Origin of the sequence: Enterobacter sp. 302C9 (genome assembly GCF_034106085.1) — a bacterium.
Taxonomy (GTDB): Bacteria; Pseudomonadota; Gammaproteobacteria; order Enterobacterales; family Enterobacteriaceae; genus Enterobacter; species Enterobacter asburiae_B.
In genome coordinates this window covers 944,550-970,120 of sequence record NZ_JAWNBW010000001.1, presented here as the reverse complement: position 1 = coordinate 970,120, position 25,571 = coordinate 944,550, and the positions used below count along the sequence as shown (strand labels likewise).

Below are 25,571 nucleotides of genomic sequence, written 5' to 3'. Positions count from 1 at the left end.
TGCCCTTATTTAAACTGTTTGAGGAAACGCAGATCGTTTTCGAAGAATGCACGTAAGTCGGTCACGCCGTAACGCAGCATGGTCAGACGCTCCATGCCCATGCCGAAAGCAAAGCCGGAGTAAACTTCCGGATCGATACCCACGTTGCGCAGCACGTTTGGATGCACCATGCCGCAGCCCAGCACTTCCAGCCATTTGCCGTTTTTACCCATCACGTCAACTTCCGCAGACGGTTCGGTAAACGGGAAGTAGGACGGGCGGAAACGAACCTGCAGATCTTCCTCAAAGAAGTTGTTCAGGAAATCGTGCAGCGTGCCCTTCAGGTTGGTGAAGCTGATGTTTTTATCAACAATCAGACCTTCCATCTGGTGGAACATTGGCGTGTGGGTCTGATCGTAGTCGTTACGATAGACGCGGCCCGGCGCGATAATGCGGATTGGCGGCTCCTGATCCTTCATGGTACGGATCTGAACGCCGGAGGTCTGAGTACGCAGCAGACGCGTAGCGTCGAACCAGAAAGTGTCGTGGTCAGCGCGTGCCGGATGATGGCCAGGAATGTTCAGGGCGTCGAAGTTGTGGTAATCATCTTCGATTTCCGGGCCAGTCGCCACGGTAAAGCCGAGCTCACCGAAGAAACTTTCAATGCGATCGATGGTGCGGGTAACCGGATGCAGACCACCGTTTTCGATACGGCGACCCGGCAGAGAAACGTCGATCGTCTCTGCGGCCAGACGCGCATTCAGCACCGCGCTTTCCAGCTCGGCTTTACGCGCGTTCAGCGCCTGCTGAACCTGCTCTTTGGCTTCGTTAATCACCGCACCCGCTGCCGGGCGTTCTTCTGGCGGCAGCTCACGCAGGGTTGTCATCTGAAGGGTCAGGTGCCCTTTCTTCCCAAGATATTCGACGCGGACATTGTCTAACGCGGCAACATCTGAGGCCTGATTAATGGCGGCTGTTGCACTGGCAACCAGCTCTGCGAGATGTGACATGATTTTCCTCATTATGTCGGTGCAGACACCGATTTGGTGGAGTTATTCTCTCAAATTCAGGCACAAAAAAAGCCTCCATCGGGAGGCTTATCTGGCGCTGTTTTTCGTTTCATCTTTCACGCGCTAGCCTCCTGAAATCAGGTGCTAAAGTAAAAGAAGAAGCGGAAAATAGCAGCATTCATGCTTGCGTTACCTTGTCTGGTAAAAACCGTTGAGACCTTATTGAAAAGCCTGGACGGATAAATGTCAATCTTCTGATGGTGTTAAATGAAAAGAGGGAGCAAAGCCCCCTCTCTCAACTGGCTTATGCCAGTGCTGCTTTCGCTTTTTCGACCAGAGCGGTGAACGCTACTTTGTCGAATACTGCGATGTCAGCCAGGATCTTACGGTCGATTTCAACAGAGGCTTTTTTCAGGCCGTTGATGAATTTGCTGTAAGAAATACCGTTCTGACGTGCTGCTGCGTTGATACGCGCAATCCACAGTTGACGGAACTGACGCTTACGCTGACGACGGTCACGGTAAGCGTACTGACCTGCTTTGATAACAGCCTGGAAGGCAACGCGGTATACGCGTGAACGCGCACCGTAGTAGCCTTTAGCTTGTTTCAAAATTTTCTTGTGACGTGCACGTGCAATTACACCACGTTTTACGCGAGCCATATGTGCTCTCCTGTATCTATATTCTTAGTAAAAAATTAAACGTTAACGGCTTATGCGTACGGCAGGCACGCGATAACCAGACCCAGATCGCCTTTAGAAACGAGGCCTTTTGGACGCAGGTGACGTTTACGCTTAGTAGATTTTTTGGTCAGAATATGACGCAGGTTTGCGTGCTTACGCTTAAATCCACCACCACCGGTTTTTTTGAAGCGCTTAGCAGCACCGCGTACGGTCTTAATTTTTGGCATCTTAATAACTTCCACTTCGCATTGTTAAATAAACGAAACATAGGCGAACAAAACCTATGAAACCCGAAGGCTCCACAGATTTTGCTGCTTGAAGGCCTTACTGTTTCTTCTTAGGAGCGAGCACCATGATCATCTGGCGGCCTTCGATCTTCGTAGGGAAGGATTCGACTACTGCCAGTTCACTCAGATCGTCACGGACGCGGTTAAGCACTTCCATACCAATCTGTTGGTGGGCCATCTCACGACCGCGGAAACGCAGTGTGATCTTGGCCTTATCGCCATCTTCCAGAAAGCGAATCAGGCTGCGGAGTTTTACCTGATAATCGCCATCGTCGGTACCAGGACGGAATTTGATTTCCTTAACCTGGATAACTTTTTGCTTCTTCTTCTGTTCCTTAGAAGACTTACTCTTTTCATAAAGGAACTTGCCGTAGTCCATGATACGACAAACTGGCGGTTCGGCGTTAGGGCTGATTTCAACTAAATCTACTCCAGCTTCTTCAGCTTTTTCGATCGCTTCTCTCAGACTCACAATCCCCAGTGGTTCACCTTCAAGATCTGTTAAGCGAACTTCCTGGGCGCGAATCTCGCCATTGATACGATTCGGACGTGCCGTTTGAACTCGTTTTCCGCCTTTAATACCTTATTCCTCCAGTTGTTGAAGACTGCGGCTGCGAATCTCTTGTTGCAGCTTCTCAATCACTTCACTTACGTCCAGGCTCCCCAGGTCTTTACCACGGCGGGTGCGAACGGCAACTTTGCCTGCTTCCACCTCTTTATCACCACAGACCAACATATACGGGACACGACGTAAAGTGTGCTCGCGGATTTTAAAGCCAATCTTCTCATTTCTCAAGTCTGCTTTTACGCGAATGCCCGCATTTTGCAGTTTCAGCGTCAATTCTTTAACGTAATCCGCCTGAGAATCGGTAATGTTCATCACCACGACCTGCACTGGCGCAAGCCAGGTTGGGAAGAAGCCAGCGAACTCTTCGGTCAGGATGCCGATGAAGCGCTCCAGAGAACCGAGAATTGCACGGTGAATCATTACCGGTACCTGACGCTCGTTGTCTTCGCCAACATAAGAGGCGCTTAAACGCTGCGGCAGGGAGAAGTCCAGCTGTACAGTACCGCACTGCCATGCGCGATCGAGGCAGTCATACAGGGTAAATTCAATTTTCGGACCGTAGAATGCGCCCTCGCCCAGCTGGTATTCGAACGGAATGCCGTTCTCTTCCAGCGCCACGGCGAGATCCGCTTCTGCGCGATCCCATGTCTCATCGCTGCCGATACGTTTTTCCGGACGCGTTGAGAGTTTGACCACGATCTTCTCGAAGCCAAAGGTGCTGTACATATCGTAGACCATACGAATACAGGCGTTAACTTCGTCACGGACCTGATCTTCAGTACAGAAGATATGCGCATCATCCTGAGTAAAGCCACGAACACGCATCAGACCGTGCAGCGCACCTGATGGCTCGTTACGGTGGCAGCTACCGAACTCCGCCATACGCAGCGGCAGGTCGCGGTAGGATTTCAGACCCTGGTTGAAGATCTGAACGTGGCCCGGACAGTTCATTGGCTTGATGCAGTATTCACGGTTCTCAGACGAGGTGGTGAACATCGCATCTTTGTAGTTGTCCCAGTGGCCGGTTTTTTCCCACAGCACACGGTCCATCATGAACGGGCCTTTCACTTCCTGATACTGGTACTCTTTCAGTTTGGAGCGTACGAAAGTTTCCAGTTCACGGAAGATAGTCCAGCCGTCGTTATGCCAGAACACCATACCCGGCGCTTCTTCCTGCATGTGGTACAGGTCAAGCTGCTTACCGATTTTACGGTGGTCACGCTTCGCCGCCTCTTCCAGGCGCAGCAGGTATGCGTTCAGGGCTTTTTTATCAGCCCACGCGGTACCATAAATACGCTGCAACATTTTGTTGTTGCTGTCGCCACGCCAGTAGGCGCCTGCGATCTTCATCAGCTTAAAGTGATGACAGAAGCGCATGTTCGGCACGTGCGGTCCACGGCACATGTCGACGTATTCTTCGTGATGGTACAAGCCAGGCTTGTCATCATGCGAAATGTTTTCGTCAAGAATAGAGACCTTGTAGCTCTCGCCGCGCTTCACGAAGGTTTCACGCGCTTCGTGCCAGCTGACTTTCTTCTTGATGACGTCATAGTTCGTTTCGGCGAGCTCGTGCATGCGTTTTTCGAGCGCGTCGATATCTTCCTGAGTCAGGGTGTGGTCAAGGTCAACGTCATAGTAGAAACCATTGTCGATAACCGGACCGATCGCCATTTTGGTGTTTGGCCACAGCTGTTTGATGGCATGGCCTAACAGGTGCGCGCAGGAGTGACGAATGATCTCCAGACCTTCTTCGTCTTTCGCAGTGATGATTGCAAGCGTCGCATCGTTTTCGATCAGATCGGAAGCATCCACCAGCTCACCGTTAACGCGGCCAGCGATAGTCGCTTTCGCGAGACCAGGACCAATGTCCAGGGCAACATCCATTGGGCTAACAGCACGGTCGAAATGGCGTTGGCTGCCATCAGGAAGAGTAATTACAGGCATTTTATATCCTTATTTGCAGTGATGCCCCACACATAAGAGCATATACAAAGAAAATAATCGTGATTTGACAATAGATTACGACACCATCTGACCAACAATCGTCAAATTGGTTCGTCATCATTCACCAGCCGAATTCAGATTAATGCGGATTTACGGCAAGCGACGTAATGTTAACACTAACGGCAAGGAGATTGCACCCTCTGCGGCCAGATTGATGGGCTGGCGCTTTCGTACGAATTTGCAGGTTGCTTCTCCCCTGCGCTCGCATTTCAAAGATGCTGGGCTACTCTTGAACAGGTCTTTAAACCCAAAGGTGCATACCATGAACGTATCCAGTAGAACGGTTGTGATATTGAACATCCTTTCCGCCACAGGTTTATTGTTGATTCTCGCCGAACGATTCCACTGGTTCTGAGCCGAATCCTGCGCTGGCATAACCCAATCGATCCTGAGAAGGGGCATATTTCGGCCCTGTTTGGTAGACTGGGGATATCAACCAACAAGGATTAGGTTATGCCAACTAAACGATTTGCCGTAAAACACTGGAAAATGGTGCTGGTGCTGATTGCCATCTGCGGCGCAATGCTGCTACTCCGTTGGGCGGCAATGATTTGGGGCTAGGGGCGAAGACAAGTCATCAGAAGGGACGTCTAAAGACCGCAGACAATAAACGGGCCGACATCATCATCGGCCCGCTTTTATTACATTCTATAACCCAGTGAAACCGTGGTTCTGCGGTCGGTATGATCCGGTGCAGATTCTGGTGGTGAAGAGTTCCAGGTCACGTTGTAGGCGACTTTCAGGCCAAAGTGTTCGTTGATAGCCACGTTCAGCGCCGTCTCAGAGTTCAGCGTCGTATCGTCGGCACCAAATACAGAAACACCCTGGGTAAATTTGGTGTTGTCAGTCATCTGCCAGGCATAGGTACCGGAAGCGTAACCGAGCGGTTGGGTTTTAGTATCGCCATTGGTGTACTCGTCATAACGCACACCCGGACCGAATTCAAAACGGAAGCTGTGTACCGGACCGTTCAGGAACTGGCGACCATAACCGGCGGTGAATACATCGCGCTGGCGATAACCGTTGTAACGGTCGGTTAACCAGCTTGCCTGACCAAACAGGTAGTCATAGTCGGTCATGTTGTAACGGCTACGTCCGCCTACCGCATACTTCTCGGAAGAACGTTCGTCGTTAGCGGAAGTGTTGCTGGCATTACCCCACAGAGACCAGGCGGTGGTATTACCGTACCAGGTGAGCGTACTGTCCGCCGTCAGAGAAGAGCTTTTCGTGTTACCGGATTGTGCCAGGTATCCGGCGTTCAGGTTACCTTCAAAGGGTTTTTTCGCGGTGGAAGGATCGTCCATGACAGTAAAAACGGTATCATCAGCGGTCGCGTTCATAGCCGCAAACACGCCACCCGCCAGCATCAGTGCAGCGGGCACTGTCTTTAAAAGCTTCATTTTATTAAGGAGTCCGTACAACAAAAAAAGAGACCACACGGTCCCGGAATCTTTCTTGAGGATCAATGACAAGGCGTCCAGAGAAAGGTAACAAATTATAAAAAGCCGCAAATAACATAGCAATGTTTTCTTATTTCATTTTTTGAATAAGAACGATCTCAAAAAGCGTTTTATTTTATATATCCCCCGCCTCACTTTTCGTCAGTATTCATATTTAAAATCATACTGTTATTTACATTGCCTTCCTGACAAATGGTGCCAGGCTAATAAGAACCCATGCTAAAAGGAGGTAATGATGGTTTCTATTTATACTCTGACGCTCTCCCCTTCCCTGGATTCCGCCACCCTGACGCCGCAGATTTACCCGGAAGGTAAATTGCGCTGCAGCGCCCCGGTCTTTGAGCCCGGCGGCGGCGGGATCAACGTGGCGCGCGCCATTACACACCTCGGCGGCAAAGCCACGGCAATTTTCCCCGCAGGCGGTGCCACCGGTGAACACCTGGTCTCTCTGCTGGCCGATGAACAGGTGGCCGTAGACACCGTCGAGGCGAAAGACTGGACGCGGCAAAACCTGCATGTCCACGTAGAATCCAGCGGCGAGCAGTACCGTTTTGTCATGCCGGGCGCGAAACTCAGCGATGACGAGTTTCGTCAGCTTGAAGAGAAAGTGCTGACGATAGAAAGCGGCGCGCTGCTGGTGGTAAGCGGCAGCCTGCCGCCCGGCGTAAGCCCGGAAAAATTAACGGCGCTGATTCAGGCCGCGCAGCAGCGCGGCATCCGCTGCATTGTCGACAGCAGCGGCGAGGCCCTGCAGGCGGCCCTGGTGCCGGGCAATCTGGAGCTGGTCAAACCCAACCAGAAAGAGTTAAGCGCGCTGGTCAACCGCGAACTGACGCAGCCTGATGATGTGCGCACCGCCGCGCAGGAGCTGGTGCGCAGCGGCAAAGCGCGGCGCGTAGTCGTCTCCCTTGGCCCTCAGGGGGCGCTGGCAGTCGATGAATCGTCGTCCGTTCAGGTTGTCCCACCGCCGATGAAGAGCCAGAGCACGGTTGGCGCGGGCGATAGCATGGTGGGTGCGATGACGCTAAAACTGGCGCAGGGCGCGTCTCTGCTCGAGATGACACGCTACGGCGTGGCGGCGGGTAGCGCCGCCACCATCAACCAGGGCACGCGTCTCTGTTCGCTCGCCGATACGCAAAAAATCGTCGATTACCTGTCCCGAAATTAACCCCTCTTCCCCTTCGTCTTTACGGAGGGGAATGCCGTCTCTGAGTCGCCAAACGCAAACTATCGACTATGCTAAGAAAACTTCCATGATAACAATGAGGTGAATTATGAGCAGTGGTGACATCACACGCTACGTCGTGACCATCAACCTTCATGAAGCATCGCTGACCGAGCTGAATGAGCTCAACAATGCTTTCACCCGCGCTAATTTTCTCCTCACGCTGACGGATGACGAGGGCAACATTCATGATTTAGGCACCCTGACATTTGGTCTGATCGGCGCCCTGAGTCAGGAAGAGGTTCATGCGCTGGCCGCCAGTCTGGTGGAGAGCGTGACCGACAAGCCTGCCGAAATTGACGTGGATACCTGGGAAAGCTGGCGGAAAAAAGAACAATAAGTGCGCTGTATGAATTTAAACCGCTCAGGTGTGCGTTAGTTCGTATTTTTTTACCGCAGTTATGCGCTAACTTTATGATCTGGCAGACAACATGGGAGAGACAACATGTGGCAGGCTATCAGTCATCTTTTACGTGAGCAGCTGGGTGAAGGTGAAATTGAACTGCGTAACGAACTGCCAGGCGGTGAGATCCACGCCGCGTGGCATTTACGCTACGCAGGGCGCGATCTCTTCGTTAAATGCGATGAGCGAGAGCTGCTTCCAATATTTACCGCCGAAGCCGACCAGCTGGAGCTGTTGTCCCGCAGTAAAACGGTCACGGTCCCGCAGGTTCTGGCCGTGGGGAGCGACCGCGACTACAGCTTCCTGGTAATGGAATATCTCCCCGCCCGCCCGCTGGATGCCCATAATGCGTTCATCCTTGGCCAACAGTTAGCGCGCCTGCATCAATGGAGCGACCAGCCGCAGTTTGGTCTCGACTTTGACAACGATCTCTCCACCACGCCACAGCCCAATGCCTGGCAGCGTCGTTGGTCGACATTTTTTGCCGAGCAGCGCATTGGCTGGCAGCTTGAGCTGGCCGCCGAGAAAGGGCTGGAATTTGGCAATATTGACGCCATCGTCGAGCATGTTCAACAGCGTCTGGCATCCCACCAGCCTCAGGCGTCTCTGCTTCACGGCGATTTGTGGTCCAATAACTGCGCGCTGGGTCCCAACGGCCCGTATATCTTTGACCCGGCCTGCTACTGGGGTGACAGAGAGTGCGATCTTGCCATGCTGCCGCTTCATCCTGAGCAGCCGCCGCAAATATACGACGGATACCAGTCTGTTTCCCCTCTCCCGCCCGGTTTCCTCGACCGCCAGCCGGTGTATCAGCTTTATACGCTGATGAACCGGGCCATTCTTTTTGGCGGAGAACACCTTGTTAACGCGCAGCGGGCACTCGAGCGTATGCTTGCCGCCTGAGAAGATAACGGGTGGCCTTGCCACCACCCTTATCGCTTACAGAAAACCGAGCAGTGAGAAGAAGAAGTATCCCGCCACAATGATAATCACGGGAAGGATATAGAGCGGGAAAATTTGCAGGAAAATGGTGTGACGCGGCACAACAATGCGGGATTCAATCTGCTCCCGACTCATTCCTTCCGGGCCTTTGGCCTGCTCCAGAATCAACTGATCCTCAACGCCTTCGCGTAAAAAGCGCGTCTGGCGACTCATTCTCGCGCCAGAGGCCTGTAATGCCAGCGCGACAAAGATCAGGGCATATATCACCCAAAAGCCGATATTCAGCTGTTGATGAAAATCCGGGGTGGGTGAGTTAAACCAGAAGACATTCAAAAATGGCGTATTAAAACGCATCATCTCAATCATGACATGAGCGAAATCAAGCATTACCGCATTGATACCCGGCTGTTTTTCGCTGTGGTCGTACATAAATTTGAGTACAGAAATCAGCGTAGAAATGACGGCAGGAATAAAAATCACCCAGCCAGCAATACGTTTTAAGACCGCAATGCGTCCAGCTTGTTGATACGTCATCAGTTCCTCTTCATAAAGACGCGTTATTTGTGCCTAAGTCTACCTGCTGGTCATCAATTTCGCCCGCTCTTTAAAAGCAATATGCTAAATTGCAGAGTGTGCTTAGCACGTATCGTCTGTCGAACACCCTGGATAAGGAGACGTTGTGATGTCGACACCGCGCCAAATTCTTGCCGCAATTTTTGACATGGATGGATTACTGATCGATTCCGAACCGCTGTGGGATCGCGCCGAACTGGATGTGATGGCCAGCCTCGGCGTGGATATCAGCCGCCGTAATGAACTTCCCGATACGCTGGGCCTGCGCATCGATATGGTGGTTGAACTGTGGTTTGCCCAACAGCCGTGGGTGGGTCCCAATCGCGATGAGGTGACCGCACGCATTATCAGCCGCGCCATTTCTCTGGTGGAAGAGAACAGGCCGCTGCTGCCCGGCGTACGTGAGGCCGTCGCGCTGTGTAAAGCCCAGGGGCTGAAGGTTGGCCTGGCCTCGGCCTCACCGCTGCATATGCTGGAAAAAGTGCTCACGATGTTTGAACTGCGCGACAGTTTCGACGCGCTGGCGTCCGCTGAAAAATTGCCTTACAGCAAGCCGCACCCGCAGGTCTATCTGGACTGCGCCGCAAAGCTGGGCCTGGATCCCCTCAACTGCGTTGCGCTGGAAGATTCCGTTAACGGTATGGTGGCGTCGAAGGCTGCACGGATGCGCTCCATTGTGGTGCCCGCTGAAGAAGGCCGTCACGACCCCCGGTTTGCCCTCGCCGACGTGAAGCTTAACTCGCTGGCAGAACTCACGGCGCATCATCTGCAGGGCGGTTAACGCCCTTCTCCGGTTTGTGACAAACAGTTACACCGTCACCTCTTCCGCCTACTGTATAAAAACCCTATACTGTATGAATTGACAGTTTTGTGGGTTTTATCATGACGGCGGAAGGCCACCTGCTTTTTTCTATTGCGTGCGCAGTATTTGCCAAAAACGCTGAACTCACCCCCGTGCTGGCGCAGGGGGACTGGTGGCATATTGTCCCTTCCGCCGTATTGACCTGTCTGCTGCCCGACATTGACCACCCCAAGTCCTTCCTCGGACAACGCCTGAAGTGGGTGTCGAAACCCATCGCCCGCGCGTTCGGCCACCGGGGGTTTACGCACAGCCTGCTGGCCGTGTTTGGCCTGCTGACGCTTTTCTATTTGAAGGTGCCCGAAAGCTGGATAGTCCCCGCCGATGCCATCCAGGGGATGGTGCTGGGCTATTTAAGCCATATTCTCGCCGATATGCTGACGCCTGCGGGCGTGCCGCTGCTTTGGCCCTGCCGCTGGCGTTTCCGCTTTCCGATCCTCGCACCGCAGAAAGGGAACCAGCTTGAGCGCGTATTGTGCATGGCGCTATTTGCTTATGCCGTCTGGATGCCGCAAACATTGCCCGAAAACAGTGCAGTTCGCTGGTCATCCCAGATGATTAATTCGCTGCAATTTCAGTTCAATCGCTTTATTCATCACCAGATTGAACAGTAAACCAACAAAATTATCCTATTTGTCATAACCCATTCCATTTGGATATAAGCGCTACATCACACTTCTGCTAACCTTCCGCCAACAGGATCGGTAAAAACCGACCCAATAATAAATCAGGAGAACGGGGATGAATTTTCCACTCATCGCGAACGTCGTTGTGTTCGTTGTATTGCTATTGCTTCTCGCGCAGGCGCGCCACAAACAGTGGAGCCTGGCGAAAAAAGTGCTGGTTGGTCTGGCCATGGGTGTCGTATTTGGTCTGGCGTTACAGGCAATTTATGGCTCCGATAATCCAGTTCTGAAAGATTCTATTCAGTGGTTCAACATCGTCGGTAACGGCTATGTTCAGCTGCTGCAGATGATCGTTATGCCGCTGGTATTCGCCTCTATTCTGAGCGCCGTTGCCCGCCTGCATAACGCGACCCAGCTGGGAAAAATCAGCTTCCTGACCATTGGTACGCTGCTGTTCACCACGCTGATTGCCGCGCTGGTGGGTGTGCTGGTCACCAACCTGTTTGGCCTGACCGCAGAAGGTCTGGTTCAGGGTACCGCTGAAACGGCGCGTCTTACCGCGATTCAAACCAACTACGTGGGTAAAGTGGCTGATCTGACCGTGCCGCAGATGGTGCTCTCCTTCATTCCGAAGAACCCGTTTGCTGACCTGACCGGTGCGAGCCCAACCTCAATCATCAGCGTGGTTATTTTCGCCGCGTTCCTGGGCGTAGCGGCGCTGAAGCTTCTGAAAGACGACGCGCCTAAAGGCGAACGCGTGCTGACCGCGATTGATACCCTGCAAAGCTGGGTGATGAAGCTGGTGCGTCTGGTGATGCAGCTGACGCCTTACGGCGTGCTGGCGCTGATGACCAAAGTGGTTGCCGGCTCTAACCTGCAGGACATCATTAAGCTGGGCAGCTTCGTTGTCGCCTCATATCTGGGCCTGGGCATTATGTTCGTGGTGCACGGCATCCTGCTGGGCGTAAACGGCGTCAGCCCGCTGAAATACTTCCGTAAAGTCTGGCCGGTGCTGACCTTTGCCTTCACCAGCCGTTCCAGCGCCGCGTCTATTCCGCTGAACGTTGAAGCGCAAACCCGCCGTCTGGGCGTGCCTGAATCCATCGCCAGCTTCTCTGCCTCCTTTGGTGCCACCATTGGTCAGAACGGCTGTGCGGGTCTGTACCCGGCGATGCTGGCGGTGATGGTTGCCCCTACCGTTGGGATTAACCCGCTGGATCCGGTCTGGATCGCCACGCTGGTCGGGATTGTTACCGTAAGCTCCGCAGGCGTTGCGGGTGTTGGCGGTGGCGCAACCTTCGCCGCGCTGATTGTGCTGCCCGCGCTGGGTCTGCCCGTGACGCTGGTCGCGCTGCTGATCTCCGTTGAACCGCTGATCGACATGGGCCGTACCGCGCTGAACGTGAGCGGCTCCATGACCGCCGGTACGCTGACCAGCCAGTGGCTGAAGCAGACCGACAAAGCGATTCTGGAAAGTGAAGACGACGCCGAGCTGGCGCACCGTTAATTACGGTCGAAATAAAAAAACCGCCTGATGGCGGTTTTTTTATGGCTGTTATTCCTCAACCTCTTCATCCTGGCGGATCTGCATCGCCCACCGTTGCGCTGACTCCGGCACGGTAAACGTGGGCGAGCGGCGGAAGTGTTCGCCGATCAGCACAAAGGCCACATATTTCCCCCGAAGCTGCCAGACATCGCGAAAACCCTCCACTTTCAGGGCATGGTCAGGCGGCGCGGGCTCAACGCGGGGCACATAGCTAATAACCTGGCGGTTTTGTTGACGAAGAGGTTTCATAAGCGACTGGTTCACTAAAGCAAATTCTTGAAGCAGGAAAATTCTATGATAGCCGATCCTGCTGCCTTCCGTCGCGCCCCGAGTGGGCGAGAAGGCTCCTTTCGTCAATGACGGCATGTGAAAACTCTTAGTTCGCGAGCCATCTCGCGACATTGTTCTATCCTTAATAGGGTTTTTAGCAATGGATAAAGGAGAAGCGTGCAATGTCGAACAAAGATAAAACACATCAATCACCGATTCATGGCACTGAGGAATCTCAACCGGGTATGGACTCTCTCGCCCCTGCTGACGGCTCTCACCGCCCCTCCCCTGGCCCCTCTGCACCGGGCGAACAGCCTACCGCACCGGGAAGCATGAAATCGCCGGAGACGGGAAACGAGAAGCTGAAATCGCTTGAGCCGCACCGCAAAGGCGGCGAAGGTTTTGCGCTGACCACCAATCAGGGCGTGCGCATTGCTGACGATCAGAACTCCCTTCGCGCAGGCGCGCGCGGGCCAACCCTGCTGGAAGATTTTATCCTGCGGGAAAAAATCACCCATTTCGACCACGAGCGGATACCGGAACGCATCGTCCACGCGCGCGGTTCCGCTGCGCACGGCTACTTCCAGCCCTATAAGAGCCTGAAAGCGATCACCAAAGCGGATTTCCTCTCCGACCCGGATAAAATCACTCCGGTATTTGTGCGCTTCTCCACCGTACAGGGCGGCGCGGGTTCGGCAGATACCGTCCGGGATATCCGCGGCTTTGCCACCAAGTTTTATACCGAAGAGGGTATTTTCGATCTGGTGGGCAATAACACCCCGGTGTTCTTCATTCAGGACGCGCATAAATTTCCTGACTTTGTCCATGCGGTAAAACCGGAGCCCCACTGGGCCATACCGCAGGGACAAAGCGCGCACGACACATTCTGGGACTATGTCTCCCTGCAGCCTGAAACCTTACACAACGTGATGTGGGCGATGTCAGACCGCGGCATTCCGCGCAGCTATCGCACCATGGAAGGCTTTGGCATCCATACCTTCCGTCTGATCAACGCCGAGGGTAAAGCCACGTTCGTCCGTTTCCACTGGAAGCCGGTGGCGGGTAAAGCCTCGCTGGTGTGGGACGAGGCGCAAAAGCTGACCGGGCGCGATCCGGACTTCCATCGCCGCGAGCTGTGGGAGTCCATCGAAGCGGGCGACTTCCCGGAGTACGAGCTGGGCCTGCAGCTCATTCCGGAAGAGGACGAATTTAAGTTCGATTTCGACCTGCTTGACCCGACGAAGCTGATCCCGGAAGAGCTGGTGCCGGTTCAGCTGGTGGGCAAAATGGTGCTCAACCGCAACCCGGATAATTTCTTTGCCGAAAACGAACAGGCCGCATTCCACCCGGGGCATATCGTGCCGGGGCTGGACTTCACCAACGATCCGCTCCTGCAGGGTCGTTTGTTCTCGTATACCGATACGCAGATCAGCCGTCTGGGCGGGCCGAACTTCCACGAAATTCCGATTAACCGCCCAACCTGCCCATACCACAATTTCCAGCGCGACGGGATGCACCGTCAGGATATTGATACCAATCCGGCGAACTATGAGCCGAACTCCATCAACGATAACTGGCCGCGCGAAACGCCTCCGGCGCCGAAACGCGGTGGATTCGAATCGTACCAGGAGCGTATCGACGGCAACAAAATTCGCGAGCGCAGCCCGTCGTTCGGCGAGTATTACGCCCATCCTCGCCTGTTCTGGAACAGCCAGACGCCGATTGAGCAACAGCACATTATCGGCGGCTTCAGCTTTGAGCTGAGCAAAGTGGTGCGTACCTACATCCGCGAGCGGGTCGTCGATCAGCTGGCGCGCATTGATATTCAGCTCGCCCAGAGCGTTGCGGATAACCTGGGCATTACGCTGACCGACGAGCAGCGCAACCTTGCCCCGCCTAAAGAGGTTAACGGCGTGAAGAAAGATCCGTCGCTGAGCCTGTATGCCGTGCCGGGTGGCTCGATTAAAGGCCGCGTGGTCGCCATCCTGCTGAACGACAAAACCCGCGCCAGCGACGTGCTGGGGATCATGCAGGCGCTGAAGACCCAGGGCGTGCATGCGAAACTGCTTTATTCCCGCATGGGGGAAGTGACCGCCGATGACGGCTCCGTGCTGCCGGTGGCGGCGACCTTTGCCGGGGCGCCATCGCTGACCGTCGATGCGGTGATTGTGCCGTGCGGGGACATTGACAGCCTGCTGAACAACGGTGACGCGGTGTATTATCTGCTGGAAGCCTATAAGCACCTGAAACCGATCGCGCTGTCCGGCGACGCGCGACGGTTTAAGGCGCAGCTGAAGGTGGCCGATCAGGGTGAGGACGGCATTGTCGAGGGCGACAACGTTGACGATGCCTTTATGACGAAGCTGTTTGATTTGGTCGCCGCGCACCGCGTCTGGTCGCGCAGCAGTAAGATTGACCAGATCCCGGCGTAAAAAATACCCTCACCCCACCCCTCTCCCACGGGAGAGGGAGTAAACAATAAAAACGGTAACCCAGGTTACCGTTTTGCTTTTACCTCGCCACCGGGCTTTATCTCAAAGATCCCCGAACGTCCCCAACCGATACCCACGCTCGGCAATCGCGTATTTCAGCGACGGCGACGTCAGCACGTCCAGCTCCGCCAGGCGCGGCCAGCAGTAGGCGCTCTTACGTACGATGTTATCGACAAAAGCAGGATGCGCCATGATCTCCAGCGACCGTTCCCCCCGCGCGCTGGAATCATCCAGCACCTTAAGGAACAGCGCTTCGTCGATCTCGTCGCCGTAAAATGCGCTGCTGAACCCCTCAGTGGTGGTCACGTCGCAGTCGGGAACGCCGCGCGCCTCCCGATCCACGCGCATCGCCACGCCTTTGCGTTTTGCAAACTCAGCGACAATGGGGAAAATCGCCGGGATCATATGCACGTGGTGATGGCTGTCGATGTGCGTCGATGCCTTACCAAACGCGTCAACAAAGCGGTTGAACTGACACTCCAGCTCGTGGGCAATCTCTTCGAGCGGCAGAGCGCCCTGCTCCGCCAGTTCCCAAATCCATTTGCCCAGCTGGCCATCGCGCGTCAGGCCCGGCATTGGCGAAAGCGGCATCCCGAGCGTCAGCACAAAATGCATGCCGACGCCCAGCTCCGGCACCTCGCGGCTCAGCTGCGCCGCGTGTTCAACCGCCTCACCATTAACCATTGCCGTGGTAGAGGTCACAACACCCCGGCGACAGGCTTCAATAATGCCGTAGTTCTGACCTTTCGAGAGGCCAAAATCATCAGCATTAACGATCAGCAGGTTTTCCATTGTGCGTCCTCTCAGTGGTGTTTGAACTTCAGCTTCTCGATGGTGGCGGCAAAGTTCGGCAACCATTTTTCATGCGCCAGGATCATCTCGCTGGCCAGCTGCTCCGCATCGCGATCGGAATGCACCAGCGGGCTGAGGTTCAGCGCCAGCAGCACGTCATTGAGCTCGCCGCTCAGCGCCGCGTTGCTTGCCGCCACTTCAAAGCCTTTGATGGTGTGGATCAGGCCCATGACCTTATCATCGAAGTGGGTGATGCGTGGATGCGGTTTAGCGCCTTCGCGTCCCAGGATGCAGGTCATCTCGACCGCCCAGTCAGCCGGGATATTGTCGATATGGCCGTGGTGCGGCACGTTGACATAGTGTTCCGCCTGCTTGTCGTTGTAGATGGCGTTAATCACTTCGCACGCCGCATCGGAGTAGTAGGCCCCGCCGCGCTGCTCCAGCTCTTTCGGTTTGACGTTCAGGTTCGGATCTTTATACAAATCGAACAGCTGCTTCTCGACTTTCTGAACGATCTGCGCGCGCGCGCCGCCCTTATAGTACTCGCCCATTTCGATGGCCAGCATCTCTTTCTGCTTAAAATAGTAAAGCAGGTACGAGCACGGCAGCAGATTCAGCGAGCGGATCAGCCCTTCGCTGAACGGCAGGTCAAAGATGTTTTTCACCGATGCCGCCGTCAGGCGACCGGAAGCCACGCCGTCGAGCAGTTCGGCAAAGCGCGATTGACCGTTCACGATAACGTCTTTAATGAACACCATGTGGTTCAGGCCGAACAGGTCGATGGAGAGATCGTCGCTGTCGTTCAGCGCCAGCACGTCGCGGATAAACATCTTCATACCAATCGGAATATTACAGACGCCGATAAAGCGTTTAAAACCGGTATGGCGATAGACCGCCTCGGTCACCATCCCGGCCGGGTTGGTGAAGTTAATCACCCACGCGTTCGGGCAGATCTCCTGTACGTCTTTGACGATGTCGAAAATCACCGGGATGGTACGCAGGCCTTTGAACAGGCCGCCCGCGCCGTTGGTCTCCTGCCCGAGATAGCCGTGGCTCAGCGGAATACGCTCGTCCAGCTCGCGCGCCTTCAGCTGGCCGACGCGCAGCTGGGTGGTGACGAAATCCGCATCTTTCAGCGCCAGACGACGGTCCAGGGTTTTATGCACGGTCAGAGGCACGCCCGCTTTCTCCACCATGCGCTTGCACAGGTCGAAAATAATATTCAGCTTTTTCTGACCTTCCTCAACGTCTACCAGCCATAATTCGCTGACCGGTAATTCATGATAACGTTTCAGGAAACCTTCAAGTAATTCCGGGGTATAGCTGCTGCCGCCACCAATGGTTACGACTTTTAATTTCTTCTGCATAATATCTCCCTTAGCGTATCAGGTTAATCGCCTGCAAGGTATAGCGTACTCTTCCCGCTATTTGGGCAAGCCATTAAAGCAATATTTGTGGCGGGTAATCCGCCGAAAGTTAATTAATTACCGTTAAATTCTTCCGGTAACTGTTCGGTGTGAATGAAGTCAATTTCTTAAAGGTCTTAATAAACAGGCTGGGACTGCTGTATCCTGACTCGTACGCAATATCGGTGACAGAGTAGTTGGTAATTTCCAGCTGTTTCCTGGCAAAATTAATGCGGATTTCATTAATAATTTGCACGGGTGTTTTACGATAATAGCGCTGCGTCGCGCGGGTCAGATATTCCTGGGATTTTCCCGACAGTGACACCATATTTTCCAGCGCATTTTCGCTGAACTGGCCTTTATCGTGCATCAGCTCAACGGTGCTGCGCAGCCACTGTGGAATATCATCCGTCACCTGCTGCTCCTCACGATGATGGCGCAGCCGGTTCATCACATAGAAGGTCACCGTTTCAATAAACTCATCAAATTCATTGTCGCGGAAGTTAAGCGAGGCGATAACCGTTTCAATCCAGGTCATAAACTCGTTTTTGACCCGATAGACCTGGGAGGCCACAAAGCAGAACGGCACCAGCGGCAGATAGTGCTTCTCAAAGAAGCGTCTGCTGACGCCCACATTCAGAATACGGGTGGCACCAAATTCGTAAAAGCTCTGGTGATAAGAACCCATCGGCAGGAAGACAAAATCCCCTCGCTCAAGCAGGACGCGCTTACCGTTGATCTCCTGGTAGTAGCGGCCGGTCAGAACAATCGTGAACTCGTAGTAGTCATGCTGGTGCAGACCGCTGGCGCTCTCCGTCTTGTTGTAGATAACCACGTGAAAATTTTTGCCGTTAAACAGCTGCTGTTCAAGTGCGGTTTTAATTTCCATCGTGCTGACCTCCTGCTGCGAAATCCGACTCAGTGCATTTTCTCGTGAAGCTCGATAAGCTCCGCCACCAGCTCACGCGCCAGCATCGAGGTCATCAGGTGATCCTGCGCGTGGACCAGCACCAGGCTGACCTTCATCTTCCCTTCGCCCTGATCGCCTTCAATCAGCTTTGTCTGCACCAGGTGCGCTTCGTTCAGCGCCGTGCGGGACTGGTCCATCATGGTTTTCGCGGCGGCGAAATCTCCCTGCTTGGCCTGCTTCAGTGCGGCATAGGCCAGGCTGCGGGCCTGTCCGGAGTTGATGATAAGCCCCATCACCACTTCTTCGAGATCGTTCTCGACGGCTTCGTCTGCGACAATACTATCCAAATCTAACATGTTTAAGCTCCTTGTGGCCGGCGCGGGCTTCCCCGCGCCGGTCAATCCTAGAATTTCAGTGAGAGGGCAATATCCTCTTCGCTCTCTTCTTCATCAATAATGGTGGCGGCTTTGTTGGCAATCGCCACGAACGGCATGTACAGCAGGGTGGCAATCCCGAGGTTGAATATCGCCAGCAGGAAGGCCGCGACGCTACCGTTGGTGTTGAAGAAGGCGCCCAGGCCCGCCGGCATGGTCCACGGCGCAATGTTGGTGACCGGTGGAATGATGCCCATGTAATACGCCGTCAGGGTGATCGCGGCCAGCAGCGGCTGAATCAGGATGAACGGAATGAACATTACCGGGTTCATGATGATTGGCAGACCGAACAGAATCGGTTCGTTAATCTGGAAGATGCCTGATGGCAGCGCCAGCTTCGCGACCTGACGGTAGTCAGCACGACGAGAGACAATAAAGACCGCGATGATCAGACCCAAGGTCGCCCCGGTACCGCCCAGGAAGATATAGGAGTCAAGCATCGGCTTCGCCCACACATGGAAGGTTTTACCCGCTGCCAGCGCCGCGTCAACGGAGCCGTACTGCTGGTAAAGCGCAACGTTTTCCAGTGCCCAGGGGGTCATAATCCCGCTGTCCAGCGCGGCCAGTGCCAGTGAACCATGCACGCCAAAGAACCACAGCAGAGAGGTGAAAATCACATACGCCCAACCGACCACGCCACCCATCGACGCCAGCGGCGTAGAGATAGAGTCCATGATGATCTGGTGGAAGTTAGTGCCCCAGTGGGAGAGCGCCCAGGCGATAATCCCCATGATGGAGAGAATAATGAAGCCTGGAATCAACGCGGAAAATGAACGAGAAACGGAAGCCGGTACGCTATCCGGCAGGCGGATAACCCAGTTGCGGCGGATAATAAAGGTGAACATTTCTGCCACCACCAGGCCGATAACAATACCGGAGATGATGTTGGCCCCGCCCAGCCAGTTGGCGCCAACGGCATAGGCTTCACCCACGCTATAAGGCGTTACGGTCATAAAGGCGGCAACGGATAATAACCCGGCAGCCAGCGGATCCACTTTACGCTCTTCTGCCAGTGCCATCCCAATAAAGAAAGGCGCCATCAGCGACATAATCCCTAACGTACCGTTATAGACGTTGCCGCCAATGGCTTTAAAACCATTAAGGGTTTCAATAGTGGAAGCGTCTAACCGAATTCCTAATGAATAAAAGAAGGAACCTTCACCAAAGCTCAGAAAAACGTTGTTAATTAAAACGAACATGGCCCCGGCCAGCGTCAACGGCATTAATTTAATAAAGCCGTTTTTGATGGCATTAACGTGAGGCTGCTTTCCTATTTTAACAGCAAAAGGAAGGAGTACCTTTTCAAGTGAAGCGATGACTTTACTCATAGGAAAATACCCTTAAATGCCGTAACGCATGTTACGGCGTATTGTGTGTGAAATAACTCTTTGACGGGAAAAATAAAAATTAATTAGCAGCTTTTTTAATGGCTGCCACAGCAGCTTTAAGAACACCTAAACCATCAATTTTGCCGTACAGCCCCGAGTCGATCACTTCGACCGGTTTATTGGGTAACAGTCGTTGAATTTCGGGCAACATATAGGCAATTTGTGGCCCCAGTAAAACAACATCGGCTGTCTGGCCTTTTTCGCCCGCCAGCGTCTCTGGAAACGCTTCAATCACCACAGGGACTTCATACTTTTCAGCCTGCGCACGCATCTTTGACACCAGAAGCGACGTTGACATGCCCGCTGAGCAGAACAGGTAGATATGTTTCTTTTCCATCGTGATTTCCCTCTTGTATGACTACCTGCCATCGCGCTATCACTCGACTCGCTGTCCCGGCAGACAGGTAGCTTGCGTACTGTTGTTTATCGTTGGAGTGAGTATACGCAATGGTACAGACAGGGGATAATTCTGGATAGGCTCAAATTGTCTCTCATTGACCTGACTTGTTGACTCCCTTCACATTTCGGGCAAATAATTCGCGCAAAGAAATAAGATTTTCTGATGCATAAAAAAACCGGCCCATGGGCCGGTTTGTTAACATCCTCAGGCAAGCAGGGTTACTGCGCCTTAGGTGCCTGAGGATCGGTATCGTATTCAGCACAGGTCTGATAGCCGGAGTTGATCACATGACCGGTATCATCCAGGGCGACGAAGTAGGTTTCTGCCTTACCATCACGTTGACCCAGGATATAGGTCTGGCAGGTCCCTTTCGCATGAATCATGGTCACTTCAGAAGAAGGTCTACCGGCAATCGCAGCCACCTGCGAACGGGTCATCCCTTTTTTAACGTCTTTTACTACGGGCTGCGTAAACTGATCCTTAGTGCGATCGTAAGCCGTACACCCTGCCAGCATAGTCAGTACCGCCGCTGCGCTAAGAATTCCTGCTACGTTCTTGTTCATATTCCGTCCTCTTGTTTATCAGCGTGTTATCTAAGCATGGGATAAAAAGTACTATTGTTCAACTTTGTGAGTTACGCCAGACGAATTTCGGAAAATTCTAATAAAACAACGATAACCTGCTAAATCGGCGCAAATTAGCGCACTCGAAACTGTGATCCTTGTCGTTTCTCGCCCAAAGGGTTAGTTTTAACAGCTAACACATTCTGTTTATGTACTGCATATGGAGGGCGTGATGGCTCTGCAACAAGAGATTATTCAGGCACTGGGCGCGAAGCCTACGGTAGATGCACATGAAGAGATCCGCCGCAGCGTGGATTTTTTAAAATCGTACTTAAAAAAGAACGCTTTCCTGAAATCCCTGGTGCTGGGCATCAGCGGCGGCCAGGACTCTACCCTGACCGGTAAACTCTGCCAGATGGCGATTTCAGAGCTTCGCGAAGAGACGGGCGATGAGAAACTGCAGTTTATCGCGGTGCGTCTTCCTTATGGCGTACAGGCGGACGAGCAGGATTGCCAGGATGCCATTGCCTTCATTCAGCCTGACCGCGTGCTCACCGTGAATATTAAGGGCTCGGTGCTGGCAAGCGAGCAGGCGCTTCGCGAAGCGGGCATTGAGCTGAGCGATTTTGTTCGCGGCAACGAGAAGGCCCGCGAGCGCATGAAAGCGCAGTACAGCATCGCCGGGATGACCAAAGGCGTTGTGGTCGGCACCGATCATGCGGCAGAAGCGATCACCGGTTTCTTCACCAAATACGGCGACGGCGGCACCGACATTAACCCGATCTTCCGTCTGAACAAGCGTCAGGGTAAGCAGCTGCTGGCCGCGCTGGGCTGTCCTGAGCATCTGTATAAGAAAGCGCCGACAGCGGACCTTGAAGACGATCGCCCTTCCCTGCCGGATGAAGCGGCCCTTGGCGTCACCTATGACAACATCGATGATTATCTGGAAGGCAAAAAGCTGGATGAACGGACCGCGAAAATCATCGAAGGCTGGTATCTGAAAACCGAGCACAAGCGCCACACGCCAATTACGGTGTTTGACGACTTCTGGAAAAAATAAAGCAAAGCGGTAACCAGGTTACCGCTTTTAATGTTTGCGCCCTCTCCCATGGGAGAGGGTTGAGGTGAGGGCATCAAGCCGCACGTCCTGGCCGGGTAAGGCTTAGCCGCCACCCGGCTCTTTTTTAACCATCACACTCCTGCTACACTGTATGCCTGAACAGTATATGGAGCAGTATGTGAGCAGGCGTCAATCCGCCCCGCGTCTTGAATTTGAAGCGGCGGCTATCTACGAATATCCCGAACACCTTCGCCCCTGGCTTGAGGCGCTGCCTAAACAGCCGGGCGTGTACATCTTTCACGGTGAAAGCGACACCCTGCCGCTCTATATCGGCAAGAGCGTAAACATTCGCAGTCGGGTGTTATCCCATCTCCGTACGCCGGACGAGGCCGCCATGCTGCGCCAGTCGCGACGCATTACCTGGTTCCAGACGGCGGGAGAAATGGGCGCGCTGTTGCTGGAGGCGCGGTTGATAAAAGAACAACAGCCGCTGTTCAATAAGCGCCTGCGCCGCAACCGTCAGCTCTGCTCCCTGCAGATAAACGATGGCAGGCCGCAGGTCGTCTACGCGCGCGACGTCGATTTTTCTCATGCCCCGAATCTCTATGGGCTATTCGCCAATAAACGCGCCGCGCTCCAGGCGCTGCAGACGCTGGCGGACGATTTACAGCTTTGCTATAGCCTTTTAGGTCTGGAGGCTACCACCCGGGGACGCGCCTGTTTTCGATCCGCGCTGAAGCGCTGCGCCGGTGCGTGCTGCGGGAAAGAGAGCGTTGAGGCGCATCACGCCCGGCTTCTCACCGGTCTGGCGGCCATCAGCGTGAACTGCTGGCCCTGGGAAAGCGCCGTTGCGCTAAAAGAAGTGGGCGAGGCTATGACCCAGTACCACATCGTCAACAACTGGCTCTGGCTGGGCGCCGTCGACGACATCAACGACGCGGCAACCCTGCTGCGCACGCCCGCCGGATTTGACCACGATGGCTACAAAATTCTCTGTAAACCGGTCCTGGCAGGAAAGTTTGAGATCATTGTGCTCAATGACCCGGCAGCCACGTGATTTCGCTGAACAATAAGGTGCCCTGAGCCTCCAGCAGACGCAGCGTATGGGTACCCTCCTCCCAGCTGGCACCCTGATCGGCCGTCAGCAATTTATCGCCCAGCTGCCACGCCCCGCTTAGCACGAACACCACGCCCCCGCGTGAGCCAAAGGTGGTGAAGGTTCGGTCAGCAACGCGCACCTTCGCCCGGCAGCAGTCGCGCCGGGTCATGATGTTAAAGTCCATCGCCATCCGCCCATCTGAAAGCAGCGCTTTCACCGGCAGATCGCCGGCAAAACTGTAGGGCTGATGATGCTTGAGGGTATGGGAGAACGCCTGACCCGCGTCCAGCGTCACCTCTCCCCCTTCCAGCAAGGTAATCACCCGGTCAACACCGGGAAACGAGGAGAATTCGCCGTTGCTGGCAATCGTCGCGATACTGGCGCGCCAGTGAAAATCGCGCGTCGCGGGAGGGAAGCAGCAAATCTCACGCGTTTCGCCAGCACCATTGCGCCAGAGGCTGACCGGCATCTTACGGATATCAAAGAACTCCATCACCACTCCTGAATGGCACAACCCGTGCCAGGGCAAGGATATCGCTATCGTTGCTGTCTTGTTTGTTATCGTTGGGTATTCACAGAAACAGTATCGGCAGCAGAGCGGGCAGGCCTTAGCGGAACGTTAATAAAAATTCTAACGCCATGACTCTGCAAACATTCTCTGAAGCGACTACAGGAGGATACCGCGCTGGCGGCGGCAGGCAAGAGGGCAGGAAAGAAAAACCGCCGGTCCTGTCCACAGCGGTTGCGCTTTTGTGGACAGGATCCCGGCGGTCTTAAGAGTGTGAACCGATTATTCGGTTGGTGCTGGCATTTTACCTTCCATCGCCGGACGTTCTGTCAGACGCTTCTCAAAATTCGCATTAAATTGTTTTTTCTGTTCCGGGGTCAGAATGTTGTAGATCTTGTTCTGGGTTTCCATGTGAGCCAGCATGCGGGCTTTGTGCTGCTCGGCCATTTTGTCGATCTGCGCTTCGGCTTTCGCCTTATCGAAGCTGTCGCTGGCGATGATGTCATGCATCGCACGACGCTCTTCAAGCGGAGGACGTTTCATCTGGTCGCGTTCGGCTTTTCTGATGTCGCGGATCTGCTGCTTCTGCGCATCCGTCAGGTTGAGATCCTTAAACATCATCATCTCGTTGTGCATACCCGTACCTTTATGATGCATCATCATTTTGCCTTCAGCAGGCGCGGTAGGTGCAGTGGTCGCAGTATCTGCGGCGAACGCCATGCTGGTAGCGCCCAGAGCCAGGGTAGAAGCAACAAACAGTGCAGTAAACTTACGCATAATTTATTTCCTTTCTTTCAGTTATTCTTCGGCGCTATGCCGTGTTGACGAGATTAACTTTACGGGGTTTATCGTCAATTAGTCAGAGCAACGGTAAAACAATGAAAGTGTAAAAAACAAATTTTCGCCAAATGTGGAGGAAATAAGGATAAAGCGTGGAGAGTTGCAACAAAAAATATTTAACAGGATGATTTTAAAGAGATTAAGCAGAAGTATAGCGAAGTGCAGATCAATAATAAAGCAATTCACCAGGAATATTCTGCAAAACAAGCGCAAGCGCTTTAATCGTTAAGAAAAGTTTTTTGCTTCCCCCTCCCGGATGATGAGAGGGGAAAGGTTCAGGATATTTTTTCCAGCATCAGCCCGGCCCGCAGGCCAAACGCGACGGTGGGGTTAGGAAATAATACATACTCGGTGGTGTTCTGCACCTCGTAACGTTCCTCGCCATCCTCAGCCAGCAGCGCCCCTTTGCGGAACGGGGTGAAGTTCAGGGTGTGCGCGGCCATATGGAGCTGGAAGGCATCGCTGCGGCGCGTGATCTGCTGTACGACCCGATACCGCTCAACGGGCTGATGCGCGTGCTCGGGAGCCGTTCCTCCCAGCAGCGCCCGAAGGGCGAGATGCGTAGGCGCAAAGCGGCTCAGCTCGTTCTGGCCGAACGGCAGCGCTTTTCCCAGTTCCAGCGTGCAGGACAGCGCAGCGAAACGTTCACAGGTGAAATGGGTAAACGTTCCGCCCGGCGACTGATGAAATACCAGCGCCTCCAGCCCGGCGTCACCCAGCCAGCTCAGGAACGCTTCATCCCAAGGCTGACTGCGCTGCGGCAGAACGCCGAAGCGAACGTGGTAGGACGCGCGGATTGCCGTATGCAGATCCAGATGCCAGCGCCCCGGTCCCGCGGCGGCAAAAAACGCGGTCACGACGTTCTCCAGCCACTCTGCCCGCGCCGTTTCATCGCTCTGGGGAAACTGCGACCAGCGGCCGCCAAACATGCGGTTAATGTCGCTCACCAGATACCGTTTGTTTTGCGCCAGCGCAGGGGGATTGCCGAGCACCACCAGCGTGCGGCACTTCAGGGCGATCTCATTGCGGTACAGCGCACGCAGCAGCAGATCAACAATCTCAACGGGCGCGGTTTCATTCCCGTGGATACCCGTTGAAAGCAGCAGGGAGAGATCGCTTTTTACGGTCGGCGTCAGCTCAAGCACCCCTCGCCCCAGCCACCGCCAGCGAAATGAGGGGCCGTCCCCCTCTTTCAGTTCCGGCGTCTCGTCGGCCAGGGTCAGCGCCAGTAAATTTTCCATATCC

General features: G+C 54.1%; 30 protein-coding genes and 1 other annotated feature. Of the genes, 11 read left to right on the top strand and 19 right to left on the bottom strand.

Annotation, left to right across the window (positions count from 1 at the left end):
- Positions 1-5: 5 nt before the first annotated feature.
- From pheS to thrS, 6 genes are all read right to left on the bottom strand, one after another.
- Complete coding sequence (gene pheS / locus UR289_RS04745) at positions 6-989, bottom strand: phenylalanine--tRNA ligase subunit alpha (protein ID WP_010426091.1); 984 nt, start codon at positions 987-989, stop codon at positions 6-8.
- Between the two features lie 62 nt (positions 990-1,051).
- Positions 1,052-1,176, bottom strand: a sequence feature (Phe leader region).
- Positions 1,127-1,171, bottom strand: coding sequence for a pheST operon leader peptide PheM (gene pheM, locus UR289_RS04740; protein ID WP_001386830.1), 45 nt, complete (start codon positions 1,169-1,171; stop codon positions 1,127-1,129). (Overlaps the previous feature by 45 nt.)
- 117 nt (positions 1,177-1,293) lie before the next feature.
- Positions 1,294-1,650: a 50S ribosomal protein L20 gene (rplT, locus tag UR289_RS04735; RefSeq protein ID WP_000124850.1), complete on the bottom strand. Its 357-nt coding sequence runs from the start codon at positions 1,648-1,650 to the stop codon at positions 1,294-1,296.
- A 50-nt stretch (positions 1,651-1,700) separates the two neighbouring features.
- Positions 1,701-1,898 carry a 50S ribosomal protein L35 gene (rpmI, locus tag UR289_RS04730; protein ID WP_003030583.1) on the bottom strand — a complete coding sequence of 66 codons (198 nt, stop codon included), beginning with the start codon at positions 1,896-1,898 and terminating at the stop codon, positions 1,701-1,703.
- A 97-nt stretch (positions 1,899-1,995) separates the two neighbouring features.
- On the bottom strand, positions 1,996-2,538 hold the full coding sequence (gene infC, locus UR289_RS04725; RefSeq protein ID WP_014069901.1) for a translation initiation factor IF-3: 543 nt from the start codon (positions 2,536-2,538) through the stop codon (positions 1,996-1,998).
- Between the two features lie 3 nt (positions 2,539-2,541).
- Positions 2,542-4,470: a threonine--tRNA ligase gene (gene thrS, locus UR289_RS04720; RefSeq protein WP_320709232.1), complete on the bottom strand. Its 1,929-nt coding sequence runs from the start codon at positions 4,468-4,470 to the stop codon at positions 2,542-2,544.
- 142 nt (positions 4,471-4,612) lie between these two features.
- Here thrS and yncL point away from each other — a divergent pair, with 142 nt between their 5' ends.
- Both yncL and yniD read left to right on the top strand, forming a co-directional pair.
- Positions 4,613-4,885, top strand: coding sequence for a stress response membrane protein YncL (yncL, locus tag UR289_RS04715; protein ID WP_080277768.1), 273 nt, complete (start codon positions 4,613-4,615; stop codon positions 4,883-4,885).
- A gap of 98 nt (positions 4,886-4,983) precedes the next feature.
- Positions 4,984-5,091 carry a small membrane protein YniD gene (yniD, locus tag UR289_RS04710; RefSeq protein WP_008500658.1) on the top strand — a complete coding sequence of 36 codons (108 nt, stop codon included), beginning with the start codon at positions 4,984-4,986 and terminating at the stop codon, positions 5,089-5,091.
- A gap of 80 nt (positions 5,092-5,171) precedes the next feature.
- Here the strand turns inward: yniD and UR289_RS04705 are convergent, their stop codons facing one another.
- Positions 5,172-5,930 carry a YdiY family protein gene (locus UR289_RS04705; protein ID WP_033145273.1) on the bottom strand — a complete coding sequence of 253 codons (759 nt, stop codon included), beginning with the start codon at positions 5,928-5,930 and terminating at the stop codon, positions 5,172-5,174.
- Between the two features lie 295 nt (positions 5,931-6,225).
- Between UR289_RS04705 and pfkB the strand changes: the two genes are divergently transcribed.
- From pfkB to UR289_RS04690, 3 genes are all read left to right on the top strand, one after another.
- A complete protein-coding gene (gene pfkB / locus UR289_RS04700) occupies positions 6,226-7,158 on the top strand; it encodes a 6-phosphofructokinase II (RefSeq protein WP_320709374.1) in 933 nt (310 codons plus the stop codon).
- Positions 7,159-7,264: 106 nt separating this feature from the next.
- Positions 7,265-7,555 carry a type V toxin-antitoxin system endoribonuclease antitoxin GhoS gene (gene ghoS / locus UR289_RS04695; RefSeq protein ID WP_033145271.1) on the top strand — a complete coding sequence of 97 codons (291 nt, stop codon included), beginning with the start codon at positions 7,265-7,267 and terminating at the stop codon, positions 7,553-7,555.
- 105 nt (positions 7,556-7,660) lie between these two features.
- Positions 7,661-8,521 carry a fructosamine kinase family protein gene (locus tag UR289_RS04690; protein ID WP_029740438.1) on the top strand — a complete coding sequence of 287 codons (861 nt, stop codon included), beginning with the start codon at positions 7,661-7,663 and terminating at the stop codon, positions 8,519-8,521.
- A 36-nt stretch (positions 8,522-8,557) separates the two neighbouring features.
- On the opposite strand, the gene UR289_RS04685 is transcribed toward UR289_RS04690, so the two are convergent.
- Positions 8,558-9,094: a YniB family protein gene (locus UR289_RS04685; protein ID WP_023311291.1), complete on the bottom strand. Its 537-nt coding sequence runs from the start codon at positions 9,092-9,094 to the stop codon at positions 8,558-8,560.
- Positions 9,095-9,242: 148 nt separating this feature from the next.
- On the opposite strand from UR289_RS04685, the gene hxpB reads away from it, so the two are divergent.
- The 3 genes from hxpB (at position 9,243) to tcyP (ending at position 12,125) form a co-directional block, all read left to right on the top strand.
- Positions 9,243-9,914: a hexitol phosphatase HxpB gene (gene hxpB / locus UR289_RS04680; RefSeq protein WP_320709230.1), complete on the top strand. Its 672-nt coding sequence runs from the start codon at positions 9,243-9,245 to the stop codon at positions 9,912-9,914.
- 101 nt (positions 9,915-10,015) lie between these two features.
- Positions 10,016-10,606, top strand: a complete 591-nt coding sequence (locus tag UR289_RS04675; protein ID WP_014883483.1) for a metal-dependent hydrolase — start codon at positions 10,016-10,018, stop codon at positions 10,604-10,606.
- Positions 10,607-10,733: 127 nt separating this feature from the next.
- Positions 10,734-12,125: a cystine/sulfocysteine:cation symporter gene (gene tcyP / locus UR289_RS04670; RefSeq protein ID WP_008500667.1), complete on the top strand. Its 1,392-nt coding sequence runs from the start codon at positions 10,734-10,736 to the stop codon at positions 12,123-12,125.
- Positions 12,126-12,173: 48 nt separating this feature from the next.
- Here the strand turns inward: tcyP and cedA are convergent, their stop codons facing one another.
- The gene (gene cedA, locus UR289_RS04665) at positions 12,174-12,530 is read right to left on the bottom strand and encodes a cell division activator CedA (protein WP_072196682.1); all 357 of its coding nucleotides are present in this window, start codon (positions 12,528-12,530) and stop codon (positions 12,174-12,176) included.
- Positions 12,531-12,616: 86 nt separating this feature from the next.
- Here cedA and katE point away from each other — a divergent pair, with 86 nt between their 5' ends.
- Positions 12,617-14,866, top strand: a complete 2,250-nt coding sequence (gene katE, locus UR289_RS04660) for a catalase HPII (RefSeq protein ID WP_320709229.1) — start codon at positions 12,617-12,619, stop codon at positions 14,864-14,866.
- A 102-nt stretch (positions 14,867-14,968) separates the two neighbouring features.
- Here the strand turns inward: katE and chbG are convergent, their stop codons facing one another.
- The 7 genes from chbG to osmE form a co-directional block, all read right to left on the bottom strand.
- The gene (gene chbG, locus UR289_RS04655; RefSeq protein ID WP_320709228.1) at positions 14,969-15,718 is read right to left on the bottom strand and encodes a chitin disaccharide deacetylase; all 750 of its coding nucleotides are present in this window, start codon (positions 15,716-15,718) and stop codon (positions 14,969-14,971) included.
- Between the two features lie 11 nt (positions 15,719-15,729).
- Positions 15,730-17,085 (bottom strand): 6-phospho-beta-glucosidase, encoded by a 1,356-nt coding sequence (locus UR289_RS04650; RefSeq protein ID WP_320709227.1) that lies wholly within the window; start codon positions 17,083-17,085, stop codon positions 15,730-15,732.
- A gap of 109 nt (positions 17,086-17,194) precedes the next feature.
- Positions 17,195-18,037, bottom strand: coding sequence for a transcriptional regulator ChbR (gene chbR, locus UR289_RS04645; protein ID WP_071884835.1), 843 nt, complete (start codon positions 18,035-18,037; stop codon positions 17,195-17,197).
- A gap of 5 nt (positions 18,038-18,042) precedes the next feature.
- A complete protein-coding gene (chbA, locus tag UR289_RS04640) occupies positions 18,043-18,390 on the bottom strand; it encodes a PTS N,N'-diacetylchitobiose transporter subunit IIA (RefSeq protein WP_023311284.1) in 348 nt (115 codons plus the stop codon).
- A gap of 47 nt (positions 18,391-18,437) precedes the next feature.
- Positions 18,438-19,796, bottom strand: a complete 1,359-nt coding sequence (gene chbC / locus UR289_RS04635; RefSeq protein ID WP_023311283.1) for a PTS N,N'-diacetylchitobiose transporter subunit IIC — start codon at positions 19,794-19,796, stop codon at positions 18,438-18,440.
- 79 nt (positions 19,797-19,875) lie between these two features.
- Positions 19,876-20,193 (bottom strand): PTS N,N'-diacetylchitobiose transporter subunit IIB, encoded by a 318-nt coding sequence (gene chbB / locus UR289_RS04630; RefSeq protein WP_008500676.1) that lies wholly within the window; start codon positions 20,191-20,193, stop codon positions 19,876-19,878.
- Positions 20,194-20,474: 281 nt separating this feature from the next.
- On the bottom strand, positions 20,475-20,819 hold the full coding sequence (gene osmE / locus UR289_RS04625) for an osmotically-inducible lipoprotein OsmE (protein ID WP_198885232.1): 345 nt from the start codon (positions 20,817-20,819) through the stop codon (positions 20,475-20,477).
- Positions 20,820-21,051: 232 nt separating this feature from the next.
- On the opposite strand from osmE, the gene nadE reads away from it, so the two are divergent.
- Together nadE and cho are read left to right on the top strand one after the other, a co-directional pair.
- Positions 21,052-21,879 carry an ammonia-dependent NAD(+) synthetase gene (nadE, locus tag UR289_RS04620; protein ID WP_033145265.1) on the top strand — a complete coding sequence of 276 codons (828 nt, stop codon included), beginning with the start codon at positions 21,052-21,054 and terminating at the stop codon, positions 21,877-21,879.
- 178 nt (positions 21,880-22,057) lie between these two features.
- A complete protein-coding gene (gene cho, locus UR289_RS04615) occupies positions 22,058-22,936 on the top strand; it encodes an excinuclease Cho (RefSeq protein WP_075204792.1) in 879 nt (292 codons plus the stop codon).
- On the opposite strand, the gene ves is transcribed toward cho, so the two are convergent.
- The 3 genes from ves to astE form a co-directional block, all read right to left on the bottom strand.
- Positions 22,914-23,471: an environmental stress-induced protein Ves gene (gene ves, locus UR289_RS04610; RefSeq protein WP_023311280.1), complete on the bottom strand. Its 558-nt coding sequence runs from the start codon at positions 23,469-23,471 to the stop codon at positions 22,914-22,916. The two genes, cho and ves, sit on opposite strands and share 23 nt — an antisense overlap.
- Positions 23,472-23,768: 297 nt before the next feature.
- Positions 23,769-24,263, bottom strand: a complete 495-nt coding sequence (gene spy / locus UR289_RS04605) for an ATP-independent periplasmic protein-refolding chaperone Spy (RefSeq protein ID WP_320709225.1) — start codon at positions 24,261-24,263, stop codon at positions 23,769-23,771.
- A gap of 338 nt (positions 24,264-24,601) precedes the next feature.
- Positions 24,602-25,567 (bottom strand): succinylglutamate desuccinylase, encoded by a 966-nt coding sequence (gene astE, locus UR289_RS04600; protein WP_320709224.1) that lies wholly within the window; start codon positions 25,565-25,567, stop codon positions 24,602-24,604.
- Positions 25,568-25,571: the final 4 nt, after the last annotated feature.